The organism is Corynebacterium sp. S7, from assembly GCF_054401105.1.
In genome coordinates this window covers 497,441-517,935 of the sequence record NZ_CM136760.1, presented here as the reverse complement: position 1 = coordinate 517,935, position 20,495 = coordinate 497,441, and the positions used below count along the sequence as shown (strand labels likewise).

Annotated in this window: 11 protein-coding genes and 1 CRISPR repeat array; of the genes, 2 read left to right on the top strand and 9 right to left on the bottom strand. The window is 57.9% G+C overall.

The genetic code is table 11. From position 1 onward, the window contains the following. Nucleotides 1-73: 73 nt before the first annotated feature. The 9 genes from ACXZ66_RS02510 to cas3 form a co-directional block, all read right to left on the bottom strand. Nucleotides 74-496 (bottom strand): DUF2231 domain-containing protein, encoded by a 423-nt coding sequence (locus tag ACXZ66_RS02510; protein WP_458750271.1) that lies wholly within the window; start codon nt 494-496, stop codon nt 74-76. 373 nt (nt 497-869) lie between these two features. After that, a CRISPR array of direct repeats spans nt 870-9,270; the repeat unit is 28 nt; unit sequence GGCTCATCCCCGCTCGCGCGGGGAACAC. 75 nt (nt 9,271-9,345) lie between these two features. Then, nucleotides 9,346-9,690, bottom strand: a complete 345-nt coding sequence (cas2e, locus tag ACXZ66_RS02505; RefSeq protein WP_458750269.1) for a type I-E CRISPR-associated endoribonuclease Cas2e — start codon at nt 9,688-9,690, stop codon at nt 9,346-9,348. 2 nt (nt 9,691-9,692) lie between these two features. Beyond that, nucleotides 9,693-10,631 carry a type I-E CRISPR-associated endonuclease Cas1e gene (cas1e, locus tag ACXZ66_RS02500; protein WP_458750268.1) on the bottom strand — a complete coding sequence of 313 codons (939 nt, stop codon included), beginning with the start codon at nt 10,629-10,631 and terminating at the stop codon, nt 9,693-9,695. Then, entirely contained in the window at nt 10,624-11,295 is a 672-nt protein-coding gene (cas6e, locus tag ACXZ66_RS02495; protein ID WP_458750266.1) for a type I-E CRISPR-associated protein Cas6/Cse3/CasE, read from the bottom strand. The genes cas1e and cas6e overlap by 8 nt, the downstream gene beginning before the upstream one ends. Then, nucleotides 11,292-11,999 (bottom strand): type I-E CRISPR-associated protein Cas5/CasD, encoded by a 708-nt coding sequence (gene cas5e / locus ACXZ66_RS02490; protein ID WP_458750265.1) that lies wholly within the window; start codon nt 11,997-11,999, stop codon nt 11,292-11,294. Before cas5e ends, cas6e begins: the two co-directional genes overlap by 4 nt. Nucleotides 12,000-12,002: 3 nt before the next feature. Continuing rightward, nucleotides 12,003-13,145: a type I-E CRISPR-associated protein Cas7/Cse4/CasC gene (cas7e, locus tag ACXZ66_RS02485; protein WP_458750263.1), complete on the bottom strand. Its 1,143-nt coding sequence runs from the start codon at nt 13,143-13,145 to the stop codon at nt 12,003-12,005. A 19-nt stretch (nt 13,146-13,164) separates the two neighbouring features. Further along, nucleotides 13,165-13,815: a type I-E CRISPR-associated protein Cse2/CasB gene (casB, locus tag ACXZ66_RS02480; RefSeq protein WP_458750261.1), complete on the bottom strand. Its 651-nt coding sequence runs from the start codon at nt 13,813-13,815 to the stop codon at nt 13,165-13,167. Then, nucleotides 13,812-15,524, bottom strand: a complete 1,713-nt coding sequence (gene casA, locus ACXZ66_RS02475; RefSeq protein ID WP_458750260.1) for a type I-E CRISPR-associated protein Cse1/CasA — start codon at nt 15,522-15,524, stop codon at nt 13,812-13,814. The genes casB and casA overlap by 4 nt, the downstream gene beginning before the upstream one ends. An 88-nt stretch (nt 15,525-15,612) precedes the next feature. After that, nucleotides 15,613-18,474: a CRISPR-associated helicase Cas3' gene (cas3, locus tag ACXZ66_RS02470; protein ID WP_458750259.1), complete on the bottom strand. Its 2,862-nt coding sequence runs from the start codon at nt 18,472-18,474 to the stop codon at nt 15,613-15,615. A gap of 272 nt (nt 18,475-18,746) precedes the next feature. Here cas3 and ACXZ66_RS02465 point away from each other — a divergent pair, with 272 nt between their 5' ends. Both ACXZ66_RS02465 and menE read left to right on the top strand, forming a co-directional pair. Beyond that, the gene (locus tag ACXZ66_RS02465) at nt 18,747-19,349 is read left to right on the top strand and encodes a hypothetical protein (RefSeq protein WP_458750257.1); all 603 of its coding nucleotides are present in this window, start codon (nt 18,747-18,749) and stop codon (nt 19,347-19,349) included. Nucleotide 19,350: 1 nt separating this feature from the next. Then, complete coding sequence (gene menE, locus ACXZ66_RS02460) at nt 19,351-20,487, top strand: o-succinylbenzoate--CoA ligase (protein ID WP_458750255.1); 1,137 nt, start codon at nt 19,351-19,353, stop codon at nt 20,485-20,487. Nucleotides 20,488-20,495 lie beyond the last annotated feature (8 nt).

Below are 20,495 nucleotides of genomic sequence, written 5' to 3'. Positions count from 1 at the left end.
TGGCGGCCCTAGGTTTGCAAAACCGCCCTACCCGGATGATTTGAATCCGCATAGGGCGGCTGTCCTTTGTGTACTACTGCCACACAAGCGCAGCACCGGAATGCCCAGTGAGCACCGAAGTAACCAGCACGGCCACCGCGAAGATGGCTGCCAAGATACGCAGCGTCCATCCGAGTCCATTGCTCCACTTGCCCTTTTTGTAGGCCCAGAAGAGAGCAATGATAGCGACGACCATCAGAAACACAGCGATTGTGAAAGCACCCGCATAGGTCTCATGGATGCCAGGGTCCTTCGGAAGGGCCTCACCTGACTGGCGAGTAAGAATCAGAACAACGAAGCTGACAATGCCACCGAGCAGTGTTGGGATAGCGAACGACTCTTTCCACCGAGGCACGAATGCCCAAGCGAGAAGAACAAGCGCAGTGAGTGGAATCAGGACAACGGCGGCGTGGACAAATAAAGGGTGAGCGGGGATCCCGCCAATAAGAAAATTCACAAACTAAAAAGTAAGCCTGTTTCCGAGGTGCTACCAGCTTGGAAAGCCTACCCTTACCAGGGAAAACTGCAGGTGGATCTTGGCTGGCGAATTTTTGACAGCTTAGGCCCAGGGAACTGGTGGCTTGTCTGATTAATATGTCAACCATTTTCCAAAGCAGGGGGTACTTTGGGGTGGCTGAAAGTTATTCAGTTACCTCTACGTCCAGAGTTGAGCTCACACTAAATTTCGGACTTTTTTTAAAACGGTAAAACGCACAAGTGGTCCGAAGAGGCAGAGGCTGGATATTTCCGCTCGAAATTGCCTCGGCCAAAGTGTCCTCCGCTCGCGCGGGGAACACAGGATTGCGGTAATCTCTTGCGCGATGGCTTCGGGCTCATCCCCGCTCGCGCGGGGAACACCCTGGCGATCCTCTCGACGCTGATCGTCCTGGCGGCTCATCCCCGCTCGCGCGGGGAACACCATGTTGTCCATGTATTCCATATTGTCTGCGCGGCTCATCCCCGCTCGCGCGGGGAACACGTCCCTCGCCCGCGCCCGCGACGAGGGATATTCGGCTCATCCCCGCTCGCGCGGGGAACACTCGGCCGCTTCCTCCAGGCGCTTCGGACTCATGGGCTCATCCCCGCTCGCGCGGGGAACACCGATCCTCATTATCGCGTCCGGTCTGGTGTGGGGGCTCATCCCCGCTCGCGCGGGGAACACTGGGAATTCGTGGGTAAGTTCGTGGTGGATTCGGGCTCATCCCCGCTCGCGCGGGGAACACCGGATACCCATGAACTCCGCTAGCTCTTCTAGGGGCTCATCCCCGCTCGCGCGGGGAACACACGACGCGGGAAGCGGTGACAAATAAGCCTGAGGGCTCATCCCCGCTCGCGCGGGGAACACACGACGCGGGAAGCGGTGACAAATAAGCCTGAGGGCTCATCCCCGCTCGCGCGGGGAACACTCGTTGAGTGCTGTTCTCAGGCGGCTGAAAGCGGGCTCATCCCCGCTCGCGCGGGGAACACGTTGCCTCTCTGTGTGGTGGGTAGAACTTGTTGGGCTCATCCCCGCTCGCGCGGGGAACACGCGACCTTGTCGGCATCGGTCTGGTAACCGATGGGCTCATCCCCGCTCGCGCGGGGAACACGCTAAGCACTCTGCAACGAACTCAGCTGCAACCGGCTCATCCCCGCTCGCGCGGGGAACACGCGCAGTAGGCCTTCCCATTTGTCTGCGTCTGGGGCTCATCCCCGCTCGCGCGGGGAACACGGATGCACCGAGTATGGGCACATGTGGAATGCCGGCTCATCCCCGCTCGCGCGGGGAACACATTGATCATAGGCGCGAGCAATGGCGATGACCGGGCTCATCCCCGCTCGCGCGGGGAACACGTTTCTAGCCAGGTGGTCATGCTGCTGCTCCTGGGCTCATCCCCGCTCGCGCGGGGAACACGTTTCGGACAAGTTGTAGATGTTCAGGGTGTAGGGCTCATCCCCGCTCGCGCGGGGAACACAAGTTGATTATTTTCGTCGTCCATGACGATGACGGCTCATCCCCGCTCGCGCGGGGAACACTGGGTCCCATGGTTGATCTGGGGCTGGGGTGTCGGCTCATCCCCGCTCGCGCGGGGAACACGTCCCTCGCCCGCGCCCGCGACGAGGGATACACGGCTCATCCCCGCTCGCGCGGGGAACACCCGTACGTCTTGCTTACCGTGGTGATCGTGCCCGGCTCATCCCCGCTCGCGCGGGGAACACACATGTATGAGACAGAAATTCCCAACGAAAACGGGCTCATCCCCGCTCGCGCGGGGAACACATCATCCTGCTCGATGGTCCGGTCTTCTAGCTCGGCTCATCCCCGCTCGCGCGGGGAACACATTGCGATCCAGGTGAGAATAGTGCCTAGCAGGGGCTCATCCCCGCTCGCGCGGGGAACACTTAGACACCCAACCGCTCAGGAAATTAAACCAGGGCTCATCCCCGCTCGCGCGGGGAACACAAAACATGCGTCACACCAAGCGACTTACCCATCGGCTCATCCCCGCTCGCGCGGGGAACACGATCGGCGGGAAGATCCGAGAGTGGGCGAAGCCTGGCTCATCCCCGCTCGCGCGGGGAACACAAGAATACCGGGTGACCAGAGCAGCGAATGGCGGGCTCATCCCCGCTCGCGCGGGGAACACTTTGCAGGATAAGTGCAAGCGTGGGCATCAGTAGGCTCATCCCCGCTCGCGCGGGGAACACAAGAATACCGGGTGACCAGAGCAGCGAATGGCGGGCTCATCCCCGCTCGCGCGGGGAACACTCATTACGGGAGGCCTGTGTATCGATGTACCGCGGCTCATCCCCGCTCGCGCGGGGAACACAGGCCACCAAAGACCACATCGACAATCCAGTCCGGCTCATCCCCGCTCGCGCGGGGAACACGTGATCACACCACCAACCGTGGACACGACCGTGGGCTCATCCCCGCTCGCGCGGGGAACACTCGATGACTAGGCAGAAAACGCTGTCCGATGTGGGCTCATCCCCGCTCGCGCGGGGAACACGGTTTCTTGTCGAGTGCTACGCCCCCACAGCCCGGCTCATCCCCGCTCGCGCGGGGAACACAACCACACAACCCCTGACCGTGATGGTCGGGGGGGCTCATCCCCGCTCGCGCGGGGAACACGTTGGCGTGCATGTCCTCGACCTTGCGGTCAAGGGCTCATCCCCGCTCGCGCGGGGAACACGACCGTCGCGAGCGCCACGAAAAGCCCAAACGCGGCTCATCCCCGCTCGCGCGGGGAACACTCGACCACACTCACCACGACAGGCGGCTTCGACGGCTCATCCCCGCTCGCGCGGGGAACACTGGATCGGATCCGGTTTTGGTTTTACCGATTCGGGCTCATCCCCGCTCGCGCGGGGAACACGCCAAAACCCCGGCACACAGTGTGTGTCCGGGGGGCTCATCCCCGCTCGCGCGGGGAACACGCTTCGCCGGAGGGGACGCGGGCTGCCCACTCGGGCTCATCCCCGCTCGCGCGGGGAACACATGGAGCCAAGGAATCGAGGAGAGTGGGCATAGGGCTCATCCCCGCTCGCGCGGGGAACACTCAGCTGCCCACCTGTGGGCGCGCTTTTCCTGCGGCTCATCCCCGCTCGCGCGGGGAACACTAATACTGGCGGGACTTTTTCCGGCATGGTCAAGGCTCATCCCCGCTCGCGCGGGGAACACTCATCTTCCTCATAGATATCGATGTCATTTTCGGGCTCATCCCCGCTCGCGCGGGGAACACCGACACTGTCCGACGATTCCGTTCCAGGTGTCCGGCTCATCCCCGCTCGCGCGGGGAACACATCGTCTCCAACAACTTCGACACAGAGAACGACGGCTCATCCCCGCTCGCGCGGGGAACACGACACAGTGCCTATATAGGGGCCTATATAGGGGGGTGGTTAGTAGGGCTCATCCCCGCTCGCGCGGGGAACACGGTCATTTTCTTGCCTCTCTAGGTGGTGTTTTTCGGCTCATCCCCGCTCGCGCGGGGAACACCTTCAAGGCCTCAACCGTGGGCACTTCGTTTCCGGCTCATCCCCGCTCGCGCGGGGAACACTCGGCGAACTCACGCTTGGGCCAGCCAATCACGGGCTCATCCCCGCTCGCGCGGGGAACACACTGCCTGGCGGCTCCGTGGCCGCCAACCCGCCGGCTCATCCCCGCTCGCGCGGGGAACACTCGCAAAGAAAATCGACGTCCAGCAATCAAAGCGGCTCATCCCCGCTCGCGCGGGGAACACTATGCCGTATAGAATCGCGTAGTTCAAATAAACGGCTCATCCCCGCTCGCGCGGGGAACACTTGGCGGTGTGATCACCCGCCCACCATCGAAAGGGCTCATCCCCGCTCGCGCGGGGAACACCTTTCCAGAACTGACAGCTTCCTTATCTTCCGCGGCTCATCCCCGCTCGCGCGGGGAACACTCGTCCTCAGACGCCTCGAGCACAGTGCCAATAGGCTCATCCCCGCTCGCGCGGGGAACACCGATGCCGAAGCAGCAGGCCTACTGACATCGACGGCTCATCCCCGCTCGCGCGGGGAACACCGGATAGCCCGGTGAAGATTGATGTGGGTGATGGGCTCATCCCCGCTCGCGCGGGGAACACCTCAGGCATTCAGTGAGGTGATCGAGAGCGTCGGGCTCATCCCCGCTCGCGCGGGGAACACATCTGGGCAGCGCTCGCCAACTGCAGTGTTCCCGGCTCATCCCCGCTCGCGCGGGGAACACGTCTGATTGACGCGTGGCTCACAACCCCAGGAAGGCTCATCCCCGCTCGCGCGGGGAACACATCAAGATGATTTTCCAAGCTGTGTACGAGGGCGGCTCATCCCCGCTCGCGCGGGGAACACAGGAACATCACACCACCAAACCGGCCAGCAACAGGCTCATCCCCGCTCGCGCGGGGAACACTCCTCGCCCAGCGCGCCGACTCCGATAGCCAGGGGCTCATCCCCGCTCGCGCGGGGAACACTCGCTCCCATGCTTCGTACATGGTCGCGAACTCGGCTCATCCCCGCTCGCGCGGGGAACACGCCACGTCGGCAGTGCACGAACAGTTGCAGGGCGGCTCATCCCCGCTCGCGCGGGGAACACCGACGAAGAGTGACTTCGAGATCGTCACCAACAGGCTCATCCCCGCTCGCGCGGGGAACACGATTCGTGCCCAATTTGTGCCCAGAGAGGGCGGGGCTCATCCCCGCTCGCGCGGGGAACACGATTGGGTTCTCGACATTTGAAGCAGCGATGCGGGCTCATCCCCGCTCGCGCGGGGAACACTTCGGTCTCGTTGCCAGTGATCAACCCGGCTGCGGCTCATCCCCGCTCGCGCGGGGAACACAACAAGGCGCTGAACAATCTTGGCTACGAGATGGGCTCATCCCCGCTCGCGCGGGGAACACGACTTCGAAGCGGAAGTACAGCTCACCGGACAGGGCTCATCCCCGCTCGCGCGGGGAACACCATGTCCGCTATTGTCCACTAGTGTCTTTTCTGGGCTCATCCCCGCTCGCGCGGGGAACACAAACGTTTGAGGCGGGCGATCCGAACACACTGGGGCTCATCCCCGCTCGCGCGGGGAACACATCGGAATCGAACCGATGGTGTGCGCTGAATGGGGCTCATCCCCGCTCGCGCGGGGAACACCCCCGTGACCTGCGCGGTCAGGGGGGCTAGTGCGGCTCATCCCCGCTCGCGCGGGGAACACAATTCCTCCTAGAAGAGCCTGTCGGCGTGGCGCGGCTCATCCCCGCTCGCGCGGGGAACACAGGCCTTTTCATCGATGGTGTTGTAGCCGGCCGGGCTCATCCCCGCTCGCGCGGGGAACACGAATCCGTCGACTTCCAGGCGTTGGGGCTAATCGGCTCATCCCCGCTCGCGCGGGGAACACAACCACTGCAACGCTTCAACAGCTCTGGTGTTGGGCTCATCCCCGCTCGCGCGGGGAACACTTGCACTGCTGGCATTACTTAACCTCCGATAAGGGCTCATCCCCGCTCGCGCGGGGAACACTGGCCCATCATTGAGGAAGCCCGCAAGTATGGGGGCTCATCCCCGCTCGCGCGGGGAACACAAACGGAAGTCAGCGATCAAAGGAGCGATGGTCGGCTCATCCCCGCTCGCGCGGGGAACACGCAGCGGTCAATCCGATCTGGTCCGCGAGCCGGGGCTCATCCCCGCTCGCGCGGGGAACACGGCCTTCGCAACGTCCTCGGTAGCCTTCGCGACTGGCTCATCCCCGCTCGCGCGGGGAACACAAAGACTTCATCCTGCATCGCCGCAGGTACCTGGGCTCATCCCCGCTCGCGCGGGGAACACCTGTCGGTGGCTGAAATGCTGGCTAACCCACAGGGCTCATCCCCGCTCGCGCGGGGAACACCTACTTGACCATACGAACCTGCCGTCTGGCGGGGGCTCATCCCCGCTCGCGCGGGGAACACGCTGCGGCGCAAGACTTCCAGAACGCAGCGCAGGGCTCATCCCCGCTCGCGCGGGGAACACGACAGCGGCTGACCAGCAGCCAGGCGCACAGACGGCTCATCCCCGCTCGCGCGGGGAACACAAGCGATGGACCTTGCTGGCACCTCAGACTTCGGGCTCATCCCCGCTCGCGCGGGGAACACAAAGTTTATTGATTTTCCAAATCAGGAAGGAAGGGCTCATCCCCGCTCGCGCGGGGAACACCAGCGAATACAGCTGCTACAGATGCTGCTGGCGGGCTCATCCCCGCTCGCGCGGGGAACACACAACTGGCTACGGCATTGAGTGTAGCAGATTGGGCTCATCCCCGCTCGCGCGGGGAACACTAAACCAGTTTTCTCTTTCACCCATTATGATCCGGCTCATCCCCGCTCGCGCGGGGAACACTTGGTCTCTCTCTTAGGGTGTGAAGGTGTTTCCGGCTCATCCCCGCTCGCGCGGGGAACACCCAATGAAACTGCCCGAGTCTGGTGATGGGTGGTGGCTCATCCCCGCTCGCGCGGGGAACACCCAATCATCCGGGGCGCGGTTCTCGAGCAGTGGGGCTCATCCCCGCTCGCGCGGGGAACACTACACACTAACGCGGTCACGGTAGGACATGAGGGGCTCATCCCCGCTCGCGCGGGGAACACTGTGTACTGTCTTTCCATTTCTTCGTTCGTGTGGGCTCATCCCCGCTCGCGCGGGGAACACTTGGGGTTCGTTGATCCTCATGCGTGGGTGGAGGGCTCATCCCCGCTCGCGCGGGGAACACGTCATTGATAGCCATGTCGAACACTGCCGCTGGGGCTCATCCCCGCTCGCGCGGGGAACACAGGCTCGCCCGTCACGACGGCGAGCCCAAAGGGGGCTCATCCCCGCTCGCGCGGGGAACACCTCTGGTGCGTGCCATTGGTTTCCTGCAGTTCGGGCTCATCCCCGCTCGCGCGGGGAACACCCACCCATGATGCCCACCGCAGTCATGATGGCCGGCTCATCCCCGCTCGCGCGGGGAACACGTGTCCGGCAAGAATTATGCTTTGCTCGTGATCGGCTCATCCCCGCTCGCGCGGGGAACACCGCAGGACATTGCGGCCGAGATGTCCCGCGAGTGGCTCATCCCCGCTCGCGCGGGGAACACCATGAATGAGGTGTAGTACAGCTCAGCCATGCCGGCTCATCCCCGCTCGCGCGGGGAACACACAGGAACTGATGCGGATGGATACGCTACCGAGGGCTCATCCCCGCTCGCGCGGGGAACACGAAATCACGCTCGTCCGGGAGTGTGGGCTGTTGGGCTCATCCCCGCTCGCGCGGGGAACACCATATTGTTCGGCCCGGCGCGGAAGCTCGGACGGGCTCATCCCCGCTCGCGCGGGGAACACGGCATTCATTTGTCTGATTCTCCGATGCGAGAGGGCTCATCCCCGCTCGCGCGGGGAACACGATCCTTCTGTCGAAGGAGGGCAAGTAGTGACGGGCTCATCCCCGCTCGCGCGGGGAACACGATCGCCCGTCTGGTTGATGGTGCGCCGGAAGCGGCTCATCCCCGCTCGCGCGGGGAACACGAGCATTTGCATAAGTTGGCACCGCGTTACCCGGGCTCATCCCCGCTCGCGCGGGGAACACCTGATTGCCCAGCGGGTACGACCACTGCTGTGCGGGCTCATCCCCGCTCGCGCGGGGAACACTCTACGCCTGCGCCGGTGGCACTGTGCAATACAGGCTCATCCCCGCTCGCGCGGGGAACACGTTTACGTGTTCGGCACCCCTGAGGGCCGTCACGGCTCATCCCCGCTCGCGCGGGGAACACGGTCTAGACTTCGGTGCCCCTGATGGCACTCCGGGCTCATCCCCGCTCGCGCGGGGAACACCAACTGCCTGACAACCACTACATGGGCATGGGCGGCTCATCCCCGCTCGCGCGGGGAACACTCAACGCAACGGTTGCTCGCGCTTTTGAGTCTGGGCTCATCCCCGCTCGCGCGGGGAACACGCCTTGACACTATTGACAAGATTCTTCTTGGCCGGCTCATCCCCGCTCGCGCGGGGAACACTATCGGTATGAGCATTTGGACCGTGACCGTTTGGGCTCATCCCCGCTCGCGCGGGGAACACCTTTTACGGGGCTGAAGGGTGCCGCGTCAAATGGGCTCATCCCCGCTCGCGCGGGGAACACGTCACCACTGTGGGTGATGATGGTGGCGATTTGGGCTCATCCCCGCTCGCGCGGGGAACACAGGAAGGCGTAACACCGGACGATCAGGCGTTCCGGCTCATCCCCGCTCGCGCGGGGAACACAATTGGGCTTCGACGGACCATAATTTAGCGCCGGGCTCATCCCCGCTCGCGCGGGGAACACGTAGGCGGATTGTGCGGCCTGCGGGGTCGTGGGGGCTCATCCCCGCTCGCGCGGGGAACACCAACCAACCTCTTGAAGGAGAACAACTAATGCCGGCTCATCCCCGCTCGCGCGGGGAACACAACCATCAGCAGCAACATTAACGCTCGCAGTGGGGCTCATCCCCGCTCGCGCGGGGAACACTGCGGATAGATCTCTCGGATCATCTGAATACCGGGCTCATCCCCGCTCGCGCGGGGAACACACCAACGGCACACCATAAGCCTTGTGTAGGTGGGGCTCATCCCCGCTCGCGCGGGGAACACCTCTAAGGGTGGTTTTGATGAAGCCGCACTACGGGCTCATCCCCGCTCGCGCGGGGAACACCGAGGGGCAGGTACAGCGCTTCCATTGCCTTCCGGCTCATCCCCGCTCGCGCGGGGAACACACTTGCTGACCAGCAAGTTAAAGGAGCCAAACCCCATTCTAGATACGACTTGGAAAAACTACACCTCGGGTCAATTTATTTCTTCCGCGTGTATCTTGCGGTTGCCCACCCAGTTCTACGTTCAGAAGATTTCCCAGATTTATTCTTCTTGTCTGGCCGAACCATGAGGGTCAACCCATCAAAATCGGTCGGTTCCCAATCATGTTTATGAGTGCGAATTTCCATCCCTTGCTCGTTGTCCGAAGATTGGACCAAAAGCGCTTTTCCGTCCTTGCAGAGTGCCACCGTGTGTTCCCAAATTAACTCCCGAATTCTTGCCCCGGGGCGCCCTACGAACACTCCAGGCGCGATCTCACTCAGCCATTTGGTTAAATCACCACGCAGTCCTGCAGGGCAGGCCGTTACAACAAGAACAATCATGATTAATCAGCACCTTCAGACGCCCAATTCACACCTGCGGCAATAATTTCAAGTTCGCTCCACAACATCAGATCAACGTCGCTGTATGCCTCATCTTCAGGAATTTTCATTAGATTCTGAAGATCACGAATCATTCGTTGCATCAACCGCGTTTCAACTATTCGGTCACGCACTTTCCTTCGGACTAGCGTTCCTGCATTCATCCGGTCCTCGGCAGCAGCTTCGAACGCCGCCGGGATCGAAATCTCTGCTTTGTATAGGTCGGCAATGTCATAGACAAACGACCTATCTGTGCCGGTATGAATGATTCCAAGGGCAGGTATAAAGCCGAGACCCGCTACTACTGCATGAGCCACACCATACAAAGCTGAAGCACCAGCGGTAAGCGCCTGATTCACCGGATCAGAACCAGTAAAATCATTTGGATCGTAATCTCGTCGATACCAATCCACACCGGATTTCTCGGCCTCGGCTGCGTACACCTTTTTCATTCGGGCCCCCTCGCGTCCACGCAACTGCGCCATGGTGAGCGTGGAAACATCTTCTCCAGGGAACCTCATTTGGTACATTGCGCGAGCACAATCAAGGCGAGATCTTTGGTTAGACCAGATCCGCGCCTGTGCTTCTGCCATTTTTGAGCTCTTAGCAGGGGGACGTCCGCTTGCGTAATAGCGCACACCCTTTTCACCGGTCCACACTGAAGTGACACCAGAGTCTCCGAGTAGAGCCATCGCCGCATACGTCGTTCTCGTACCCGGCCCTAACAAAATTGCGGCCAGTTGAGTAGCAGGGACATGTGCAGTTCCACGCTGATCAGTCACTGTCAACGCGTTTCCGTCTCGGTGAACCACTGCTCGCTCGACGTATAGAAAGGAAATCCGGTTTTCCATTCTCCCCAGCGAAACACGAGCAATGGGTACTTGGCTCGGTGTCTCAGCCATGAGAATCCTTTATCGGTGCAAGCGTCAAAAGCCCACATCCATAACCTTTGGCGCGACCGATCCCAGAAACCAGCGTCTTACGCAAGCTATCGGCGTCGCTAACTTCCAATTGCCCTTCAAATCTTGCTGTAGTAATCCGGACCTTATTCTTTCCTGCCTCATAATTGCGGTAGAAGTTCAGGCCCTGGCGTCCAATAATGGTCGCTTCTCCGGGCCCCTCTTTGACCAGCGAAAATCCCGCATCCTCGGACTTTTCATGAAGCCACTGCAATTGGTGTTTGGCCGAAACATGGGCCTTGACTTTGCCTCGTTTCCCCTCACCTCTGCTTTCGCTGTAAGTAGGGTTCGCGACTAACTCAAACCACCACTTCTGGCCCTTTTTGAGGTTCGCGAGGAATCGATCATACTCAGCTGTTTGTGGCGGACGCGATGTCCATCCAGCTTGTTCAACGATGTGATCTGCGGTTGGAAATTCGCTGCCAACAATGTAAAGCACATGCTCGTGATCCCTATTGTCCACGCGCCACAGCACTCGACCAGTGCTTTCATCCAGATCAGGAGGAAAAGCTGCCCTGACAGCTGCGTGCATCGATTGCGGGTCGGTAAGAAGTTTTCTTCCCTGGCGCCTCGCTGGGTTGATCAAAATCCTTGTCAGTGAGGTCATACCGACACCACCGCTTCAAAGAATGGGTCAGTGCTCGAACCGGATTCATTCTCTATCGTCTTTGAACCGGCATAAACAACCTCGCGCCAATTATATTGACGATGCGCCGAATCGAAGGAGACAGGGACATCCTGACGCTTCTCTCCGGTTTCTCCAGGCAGTGCGTCCCGATATATCGGTAACTCAACAGTCCGATTCCTGCTCCGCTTATGCGATGCGGTAGCGAACCATTGATCTAGGGACATAAGAGCATCGACAGCAGGCTTGTCGACGATTCCCTGCACCAGATTTGGAGGCGCCGGACAGGATCGACGGCCCAAAAACAATGGATACTTGGGGTCGTTTAAGGCATCCCGGAAATTCTCGAGCAATGCTCGATCAGGTGCCTCGATTGCAGCAACAAATGCTGCATCCTGCAGGTAATAGCGAGTAACCAACGAGGCCGACCCGTTAGGATCGCGTTGCCACGGCTGCGCAGTTTGGTAATCACGTAGCAATGCACCAGATTGATCAATCCTCACAGCAAAATTCAACTCTGCAAGATCTTCAATCGGATCGCTTCGCCTCCGCCCTTGCGCAGCCGCAACCATACCGACAATCCCAGATTTGGTCGGGGTCGACGCTGTTGCGCGAGTGCCGTAACGTGATTGATCACCCCACGATTGCAACGGCCCCTTGAGTAAAAGTAACAATGACGAACTCATGATTTAGTTCTCCTCGAGCACGGCTTGAACCTGCTCTGCAAGATCGTCGAGTTTCGTTGGTTCCGCGATACCTTCAAAGGCCTCCCCAAGATCTCCCAAAGACAACACGAAAGCTTTCTTCGGCTTGAAGCCATAGGTTTCAATCACTTGGCGTTCTTCGTCGGCGAGCTTTTGCGCTGCTACGCGGCGACGCCCCTGATCACTTGTTCCCGAGACTGGCTCTTCGAAAGCGTTCACCAGGCTTACCGAACGACCGTCTCGAACCGCGACGTAGACCAACTCGGGCAACGTATTATTGGCGAAGGTGTTCTGCTTTCCAGTCGGCATCGACTCAACAAATGCCTTGAGGAAATGACCTACAGCTTCGCGAGCGTTCTGTGCGGAGCCAAGATTATCTTCCAAGCCATCCACGTTAATCGTCGCAAAGCGATACAACGTTGACGACATCATTTGCACAGTGCCGATCATGCCTGCGCCTGATTCTTCAGCGTCTTCAACAACATCGTCTACCGCTGTAAAGTAGTCGAATTCCGGTTGGGTCTCGTGGACGCTGATCGCATGTGCGACCTGGACCGAAGCATCAACATTGTAGGTCGGAGCATCGGCGAGCATTCGACCGAACATTGCAATGTCGATAGAGTGCTTGGTGTCGAGAATCTCCTCCGCCTCCTTCTTGGAGAACTTTTCTCCGTCCTTTTCAATGACAGCTTCGGCTGCACGCTGAATCTGTTGCGGACTGAGAAAGAGCAAGTAGCCGGTTTGCGGGTAAGCAGTGAAATCCTGCTTTTCGTCCGGAGCTACGTCTGGATCTTCTTCCTGCTTTTGTGGCACGTCAACGAGCTTGATCTTCGCAGCCTTGAACAGTGCTTCAACGCCTTCAACAGCCTTTGGCAATTCCCACTCAGAGTTCAGCTCATGAACTTTTTTGGCAATTAGTTCGGGGGTGCGCTTGGTGCGCTCGCCGATGAGGTCCTCGCTTATGTTTTCTTCGACATAGCGGCGGATTGCTCGCTTCCATGACTGCGAGGACACACGCTGACGAGGTACACCACCGAAAATGGCAGTCTTCGGTGCGCCGGTGTCGTCGCGGTTGATCAAGCTTGGTGGCAGGGTTTGGAGGGCGTGAATATCAACAACTGTAGACATAATGAAAATCCTTTCAGGATTAAGAGTTCTTAGGAGTAGTGGGTGTGTAGGATCCGTAAGCAAAATCGCGACCCCAGCGCAACTGGATGCCTGCGCGCTTTTTTGGGTTCATGAGCGACCGCAAATCTTCGGCAAATTGGCCATAGTCGAAGGCAATTGAGTGCGCTCGTAAGAGAGTGATCAACGATCGAACATGGATCAAACGAGCATCGTCATCGTGGGAGAGAAGCATCGCGTCAATGCGAGGCTTAATCGAGCCTGAGAGCTCAAGGCTGTGCAGTTTTCCGCAAGCCGATGCGAAGCTTGTACCTGTCTGATGCACCGGTACAGCAGCAGATTGCATGTGCACTGCGAAGAGTGTCATCGCTGAAAATGCTGCTTTTTCCGAAGGTGAAGGGGCATCTCCTTTGCCGAGAAGACCTGGATCTAGCCTAGGCTCGAGGACGAAAAGTACATTTTCAAGAGCAAGAGGATTGGTCTTTAGGCTGACTCCTGCACCTTGCCGCAGATTCGAAAGCTGTGCTCGAGCCGCAGCAGCAGATGCAGTATTTCCGCTTGATAAATATGAACTCTGCAATCGTGAACAGGTCGCGCGGACGGAGTGCTTTAGCGTCCCATAAATCTCTGACCGTTCTTGATGAGCTTGTTCGGAAACTGGGGTTGAAGTCATTCTCCTACCTTCTTTGTCGATTCAGCCAAAGATCTGTCGGCTTTCTCCGGTTTTGTTGCAGGCAGAACTTCGTCAAGTTTGCGCTTCAGTTGGTTATACGCCGATCCTGCTGAGACCAATCGCCCTCTTGTATCATCGGCATTTTGGAAGACCTGCCTGCCAATAAAAGCTTTGGGTCCTGCACCTTTAAGCAATATCTGCGCATGTTCTTCAGTGGCATTGCGAACCGTCTGCTGCCAATTCCCGATCTGGGCGTGCATTTCATCAGATTCCATCACGTCTGCCACCGGTAATTCTCGAAGCCATTCAAGAAATCTCGGTTCCAGCTCAGCCAATAGGCCGTCAGTATGTTGCGCCTGAAATGAGTATTCTCCACCTGCTGCTGTGTTGAGATTGCCGGCAAATTGACCCAGTGCAACTGCGGCATCGCCTGTGGTTGATGCTGCATTGCGGACGGCATCACGCACGTCTACGTGATTTTCCAAAAGCATCGCGGTAGGTATTCCTACCTCGGCAGAAATAGTTGAGGCGACAGATGAAGCCTTTGGTCCGTATTCAACAGAGACCAAAGAGAGGTTCAGAACTTCGGGTATCTCATCAAAATCGTTCGAAACTTCCGCGATGCTTGTCAAAATTTCTGGACGCTTTGGCGCCTTTTCTTTCTCGCTGAATCCCGCATCAGTCTCCGAGACGATGAGTGCGTCCAAAGAACGCCACATTGTCCGCTGTGAGTCATAGGGCCTTGGGTAATAAACGTCCAAGCCCTTCTTGGATTTATTCGCGGAGAAACGATACGGGGTCATCGGATCTCCGAACACGTTTGCACCAGCTTCGGGAATTGGATCCCCGTTTGTAATAAGTACGCCTGTGACAGCGTTATCTTCTGTAATGAGTCGAACCCGTCGTGTCTGCCAAGTAGCCAAATCTGCTGGTCCCTGTGGCTGTGATGACGCTGGCTCTATGGTGTCAACTGGCAGATTTTTCGATCGCACGTCTGGCCCATCCGGGAGCCTCTCCCAAACTGGCCTATCAGTTTCAACAGAGATCGCTTCTGCAACTGTGTTCAACAGTAGGGTCTGCAATAGGGATTCTCCCTGGATAACAGTACCGCCAGTAAGTCCCGACCAACCTTGACCAATGGGGTAGCTCCGACCTCCTTTAGCACGACTGTCTCCTTCGACTCCGGTCTTAATTCCACTGAAATCAAAAGCATGTAAGTTGATGAGCCACCGTGCTGCTTCTGCGAAGCTCACGGATTCGGCACCGTGTCCAGCGCGCATGGTGAAATACTTGCTGTTGATCTCTGGGATTAGCAGGGAAATTGGCCGGTATGACCCATCTTTCGTATGCAGATCCGCAACCTGCATGAATGGTTTTTCAGGGTCAAATAGATTGAATCGATCTGCGTACTTTTCAAGGTATTCCACCGAGGCAGGATCCGCACTGGACTTTTCCAATAGGTTCCACGTCTTTTCAAACCAGCACGAAAATCCGAAGGTCTCACCTGGGTTTACATGGGATTCGGGGACGTGCGCTCGCCAAAATACTGCAAGTAGCACCCGAAGAACAGCATAGTCTTGCACAGGAGAATCTCCTTGAAGACGAACAAGGTCTGCTGTTCCATCGAAAACATCATTTAAACTGACTTCAACTGTTGCTCCCTGACGGTTCTCTCCACGGATCCACGGTTCGTAGATTAGGGAAAACATAGCTTCCTCCTTTCTTAGTATGTTGACTGTGATGATTTAGGTTTATAAATGAAATGAGTTGGAGCGCGTATGCGCCGATGTATTGCCACTAGTTCTTCACCTCAACGGTGAGTCCGAGTTCCGGTGAGTAGTGGAGCAAAAATCTGCCAATCTCGGCATCACCGGCGCTGTCAAAATCTAGGGCAACCCTTCCCCGGAGAAGGGAGCTGTTGCGCCAGGTTGTAGGAGTGCACCTCTCCAAAGCGGAAATCACTTCTTCGAAGTCAGTTTCACGTCGTGTTACCCAGGCTGGGAGCCGTACTGTCGAACCTGCCAAACGCAACGCCTGTTTATAAGACAAATCCGAATCCGTCGAATCTTGGAGATCAGCCTCATCACTGAGGCCAAATGGTCGGTAACCATAGTCGGACCGTTGAATGGCAATAACTTCTACATTGGGCTCCGCGTCTCGGACTTGGGCTATGCCTCGTTCTTCACCCGAGATATCTGTTCCTCCGCCAGATATTCGCTTGAAAAGGCTACTGAGATGCTCAGCTTGGGAAGGCTCTGGAATTCTAAAATCCTTAGCTCTACTTTCGGCGTCATCCCGTTTCTCGCGGTTGGATGCAAGCGCTGCAGCCCAGCCGTCCTCCCATTCCATTGGTACTGGGCCTTGTTGTTCCACTAACTCGTATGTATGTCGCACTAAGTTTTCGATGTCATCCGGGCGTCGGAATCGTTGTGGCAAGTGGTGGAACGTAGCCATCAAAATGGCCGCGTCGTACACAGCCTCGGCACCGGAATCGAAAACAGGTACTGGGTGTTCCTGGAGAATTCCTCGCAGTAAAATCTGCGGTACTTGAAGCGAACCTGGCCTGTCTTCTTCTGGTCTGCTGTGCCGATGCAAGCGTCCGGCGCGCTGAATAATCAAATCCATAGGGGCGATATCTGTAATCAAAACATCTGCGTCGATGTCGAGACTTTGTTCCGCCACCTGAGTTGCCACAACGATTAAACGTTCGGGCCGATCTTCCCCACGGTGAGCTCTGGGGCCAAGTACGCGACGCAATTCGTCCTCTTTCGCGGACCGATCACTGGCTATGAAAGCGGAATGGTGAAGTTGCGTCTCCCCAGGGAAAATATTGGTCAGCGCTGCGTAGGCTTCTTGGGCTCGGCGCACGGTATTGCAGATCACAAGAGCAATTCCGCCTTCCGTGAGCAGCTCTTCCACCTTGTGGCTTAGGGTAGACAAATCGTCATCGATAATTTTTATCGAAGCGACGAGGTCGCTGGGGCGGGCGGTGGCTACTTCATACCGAATGCCATTGGAGCTAACGGAGGTAACTAAGGGATACCCCTGGGCACTTTTTACTTTCTCTACCTCGTTCAGCGACTCAACGCCAGGTAATTCCTTTGCAAATGCAGCCACCAAGTTCTTGCGTTGTGTCGGCGGAAGCGTTGCAGACATTATGATCACGCTCACCCCGTAGCGCGCTAGCCATGACAAAGCCGTTTCGAGATACGCCGACATATAGGCATCGTAAGCGTGGGCTTCATCAATAATGATGACTTTTCCCGCTAAGGCAACATGCCGCAGCATAGAATGTCGCATTTGCAATGCAAGCATTAATACCTGATCGACGGTGCCAACTGCGAAATTACTTAAGAGGCCTTTTTTGCTTCCAGACATCCATTGCGAGGCGATGACCGAGCCGTACTCGTCTTCGTCTTGACCAATTTCGCTAAACCTCAGTTCACGAAATTGGCGAAATAATTGATTTTTCGAATGCGCAAGATACATCGACGAGACTGACTCGCCCTGTGCTGCGCGACTCGCCCAACGTGACGTTCGGTCGTACAAGCCATTTGCAGTAGACATCGTTGGAGCCGCGAAGAAAAGCCCCTGGGCGCCACAAGCGCTCCCTAAAATTTGAGCAATTGCGAGCCCCGCCTCCGTTTTTCCTTCTCCTGTCGGCGCTTCAATGACGGTGAGGGACGGAACACCAGGCTCCGCGATACGTCTAGCAACTCGCACTGCGACTTCTTGAACGGGGCGGACTTTAAAGCTCTCATGCCACCCAAAAGATTGCCGATAGAACTGGTTTATATCTTCAATCTCAACCCTGTGCGCCCAGGGTCCAGTTAGCTTGATCTCCTCGACAGCACAACGCAAGCGTTCCGCCTGTCCTCCTTCAACCTGAAGTGGAAAGGCCTTGGTATTCGAAGCGATCCAGTCAGCCATCACCACTAGCCCCGTTAAGAGCTGGAGCGAATCGGCGTTAAGGTCTCGTTCCTTTTCCTCAAGAACCGTCAGTACCTGGTCGACACCAGTTGCGGTAGAAACTCCATTGAAAAGATCTGCGTGGACAGACTTCCATTCCTTTCCAAGACGACTAAAGCCACTGCCGAGTTTCTTCCACGCCACACTCGAGGAAATACCATGGTGCGCCTCAACCACGGAAGCAAGACTATTAACCAGGCGTAATGAAATCCCTTTGCCTTTTAGTCCTTCCCAGAGCAGGTAACCAGATGATTTTCCGTGGGGAAGCCATTCCTCAGCCCCCTTCTCGTTTGCATACCGCAGACTAAGTCCCGCATCCTCAACTGCAGCTGCCAAATGTCCCTGTCCAGGGATCTTTCGTGCCATTGCTTCAAAATCCGGTGTCGATTTCCCTAAGTCATGGCATCCAGCAAGGAACAAATAAAGGCGTTGGACTTCGCCAACATCCAAGCCCGTCAAACGGGATAGAGTGCCCTTAACCGAGCCAGAAACCCAATCTTCCCAAATATAAGCAGCAGCACACAGGGAATCCGCAATGTGTTGAGGAAGGCTCATACATTGCTCATCTTCTCCAGTTTTCGCCCAAAGGCTTTTCGACGCATTCGAACAGTTTTGAAGAAATGTGTCTGATGCGCGTGCGATTGTTGACTTTGAAAGCTCTTCAACTGGAGTCCTGTTCAGAGTGGTCATATTCGTAGCATAAACGACATTTATACGTTTGGTCAACCGATACACTTAATTAGTTAATTTATTTTTGAATGCGAGCTTTTTAACTCGACTCTGCTGGAGGTTAAAATAGGCAAAGTGATGCAGAATCGCCAGCGACTGCGGGCATGAGCCATAATTAAGCGTCTCGGCATCACTTCCCCGCGCAAGCGGGGATTCTTAGTTTGCTGCACCAACAGAAACCAACCCCCACCGCAACGCCCCACCCACACCCACCACCGATTAGTCTGTAAACCATGACGGATTTTCTTGCTGACCGCCTTGCTCACCACGACATCGCCATCCGAGGGATCTCCCCCTACGGCTTCGGCACCCCGGGTACTTTTTGGGAGCTGCCGGAGGGCTGGGATGACGTGACTCAGCAGGTCACGGAGTCGCCGGTGTTGGAGTCTGGTGTGATGCTGCTCAGCGAAGCCGAGAGCAATCACGCCTTCCACCAGAACATTGCCACTTACGCGTGGGTCCTCGACGGGGCGGTGCCTTTCCGTGCCATCTTCGAAGACCTGACTGAGCCGACTCCTGACGAGGCGGCTGATGTGGAGACCACGAGTGTCGTCGATAAGCGAAAAGACCATCACGCTCAGGCAAGCCTGAACACACGCTTCGTGTCCATCGTGGGCGATGAGCAGCTGCAATTCTACTCCGCAACGCTGTTTAACTGGTGGCCGCTAGATACCAAGGGCAAGCAGACGCCGTTCAAGGATCCGTCCCTGCTGATTCAGCGCACGCTTGTTGCTGTCGACGAAGAGCAGTCCTCCCCCCTGCCACTTTTCCGCGAGCTGCCTGAGTACCTGGAGCAGTTCACCGCGCCAGATAACTCCGATAACTCGGAGAACTAGGGTGACCCACGTGTTGGAGGTATTGGCGGTTAATCCCGCCGACCCCACGGCAATCCTGCCTGACCTGGAGGAAGCGATCTCGGGCCAACGCACGCTGCTGCCGGTGCCGCTGAAAGATAAAGCACGCGCGGATCTGCTGATTAATACTCAGCGCGCGGGCTCGGATATCAGCGAAGATATTGCGCTCGTGGTCTCCACATCTGGTTCCACGGGCAAGCCGAAGGGTGCCCAGCTCACCCCCGCTAACTTGGTCTCCAGTGCGGATGCCACGCATCAATATTTGGGTGGCGCGGGCCAGTGGCTGTTGGCCATGCCCGCACACCACATTGCTGGCCTCCAGGTGCTCATCCGCAGCCTTATCGCAGGCGTTGAGCCGGCGGCGCTGGATCTCACGCACGGTTTTAACATTTCGGAGTTCGCGCATTACGCCTTCGACTTAAAGTCCACGGGCGATCGCTGCTACACCTCGCTGACCCCGATGCAACTGGATAAGGCCATGGAGACCCTCGAGGGTATCAAAGCGCTGCGTCTTTTCGACGCCATCCTCGTCGGCGGTTCCTCCATCCACCCGCGCTTGCTCTCCTCCGCCAAGGCCCTGCGCATCAACGTTGTCACCACCTACGGGTCCTCGGAGACTTCCGGCGGGTGCGTCTACAACGGCACGCCGATCGCCGGCGCGCAGGTCCGCGTCACCGACGGCCGCATCCACCTCGGCGGCCCCATGATCGCGCACGGCTACCGCAACATGCCCGACCACGAAGCGTTCGCCGAGCCCGGTTGGTTCGCCACGTCTGATGGGGGCATGCTTGACGACGAGGGCGTGTTGCATGTCACTGGGCGCCTCGACGCGGTGATCGATTCCGGTGGGCTAAAGCTCCACCCGGAAGTGCTGGAAAACTTCATGCTTGGTGTCGAAGGTGTCGACGCGGCGTGCGTGGTTGGTGTGCCCGATTCTCGCCTGGGCCAGCGCATTTCGGCGGCGTATACGGGCTCGGCAACTCTTGCCGATCTGCTTGAAGCCTTTGATCAACTCCCACGCTGGCAGATCCCCAAAGAAGTAAAACAGCTTGACCAGATGCCCCTGATTGGCCCGGGCAAGGTCGACCGGACGAAGGTTCTGGAGCTCTTTAGCGTTTAGTCTGCTTT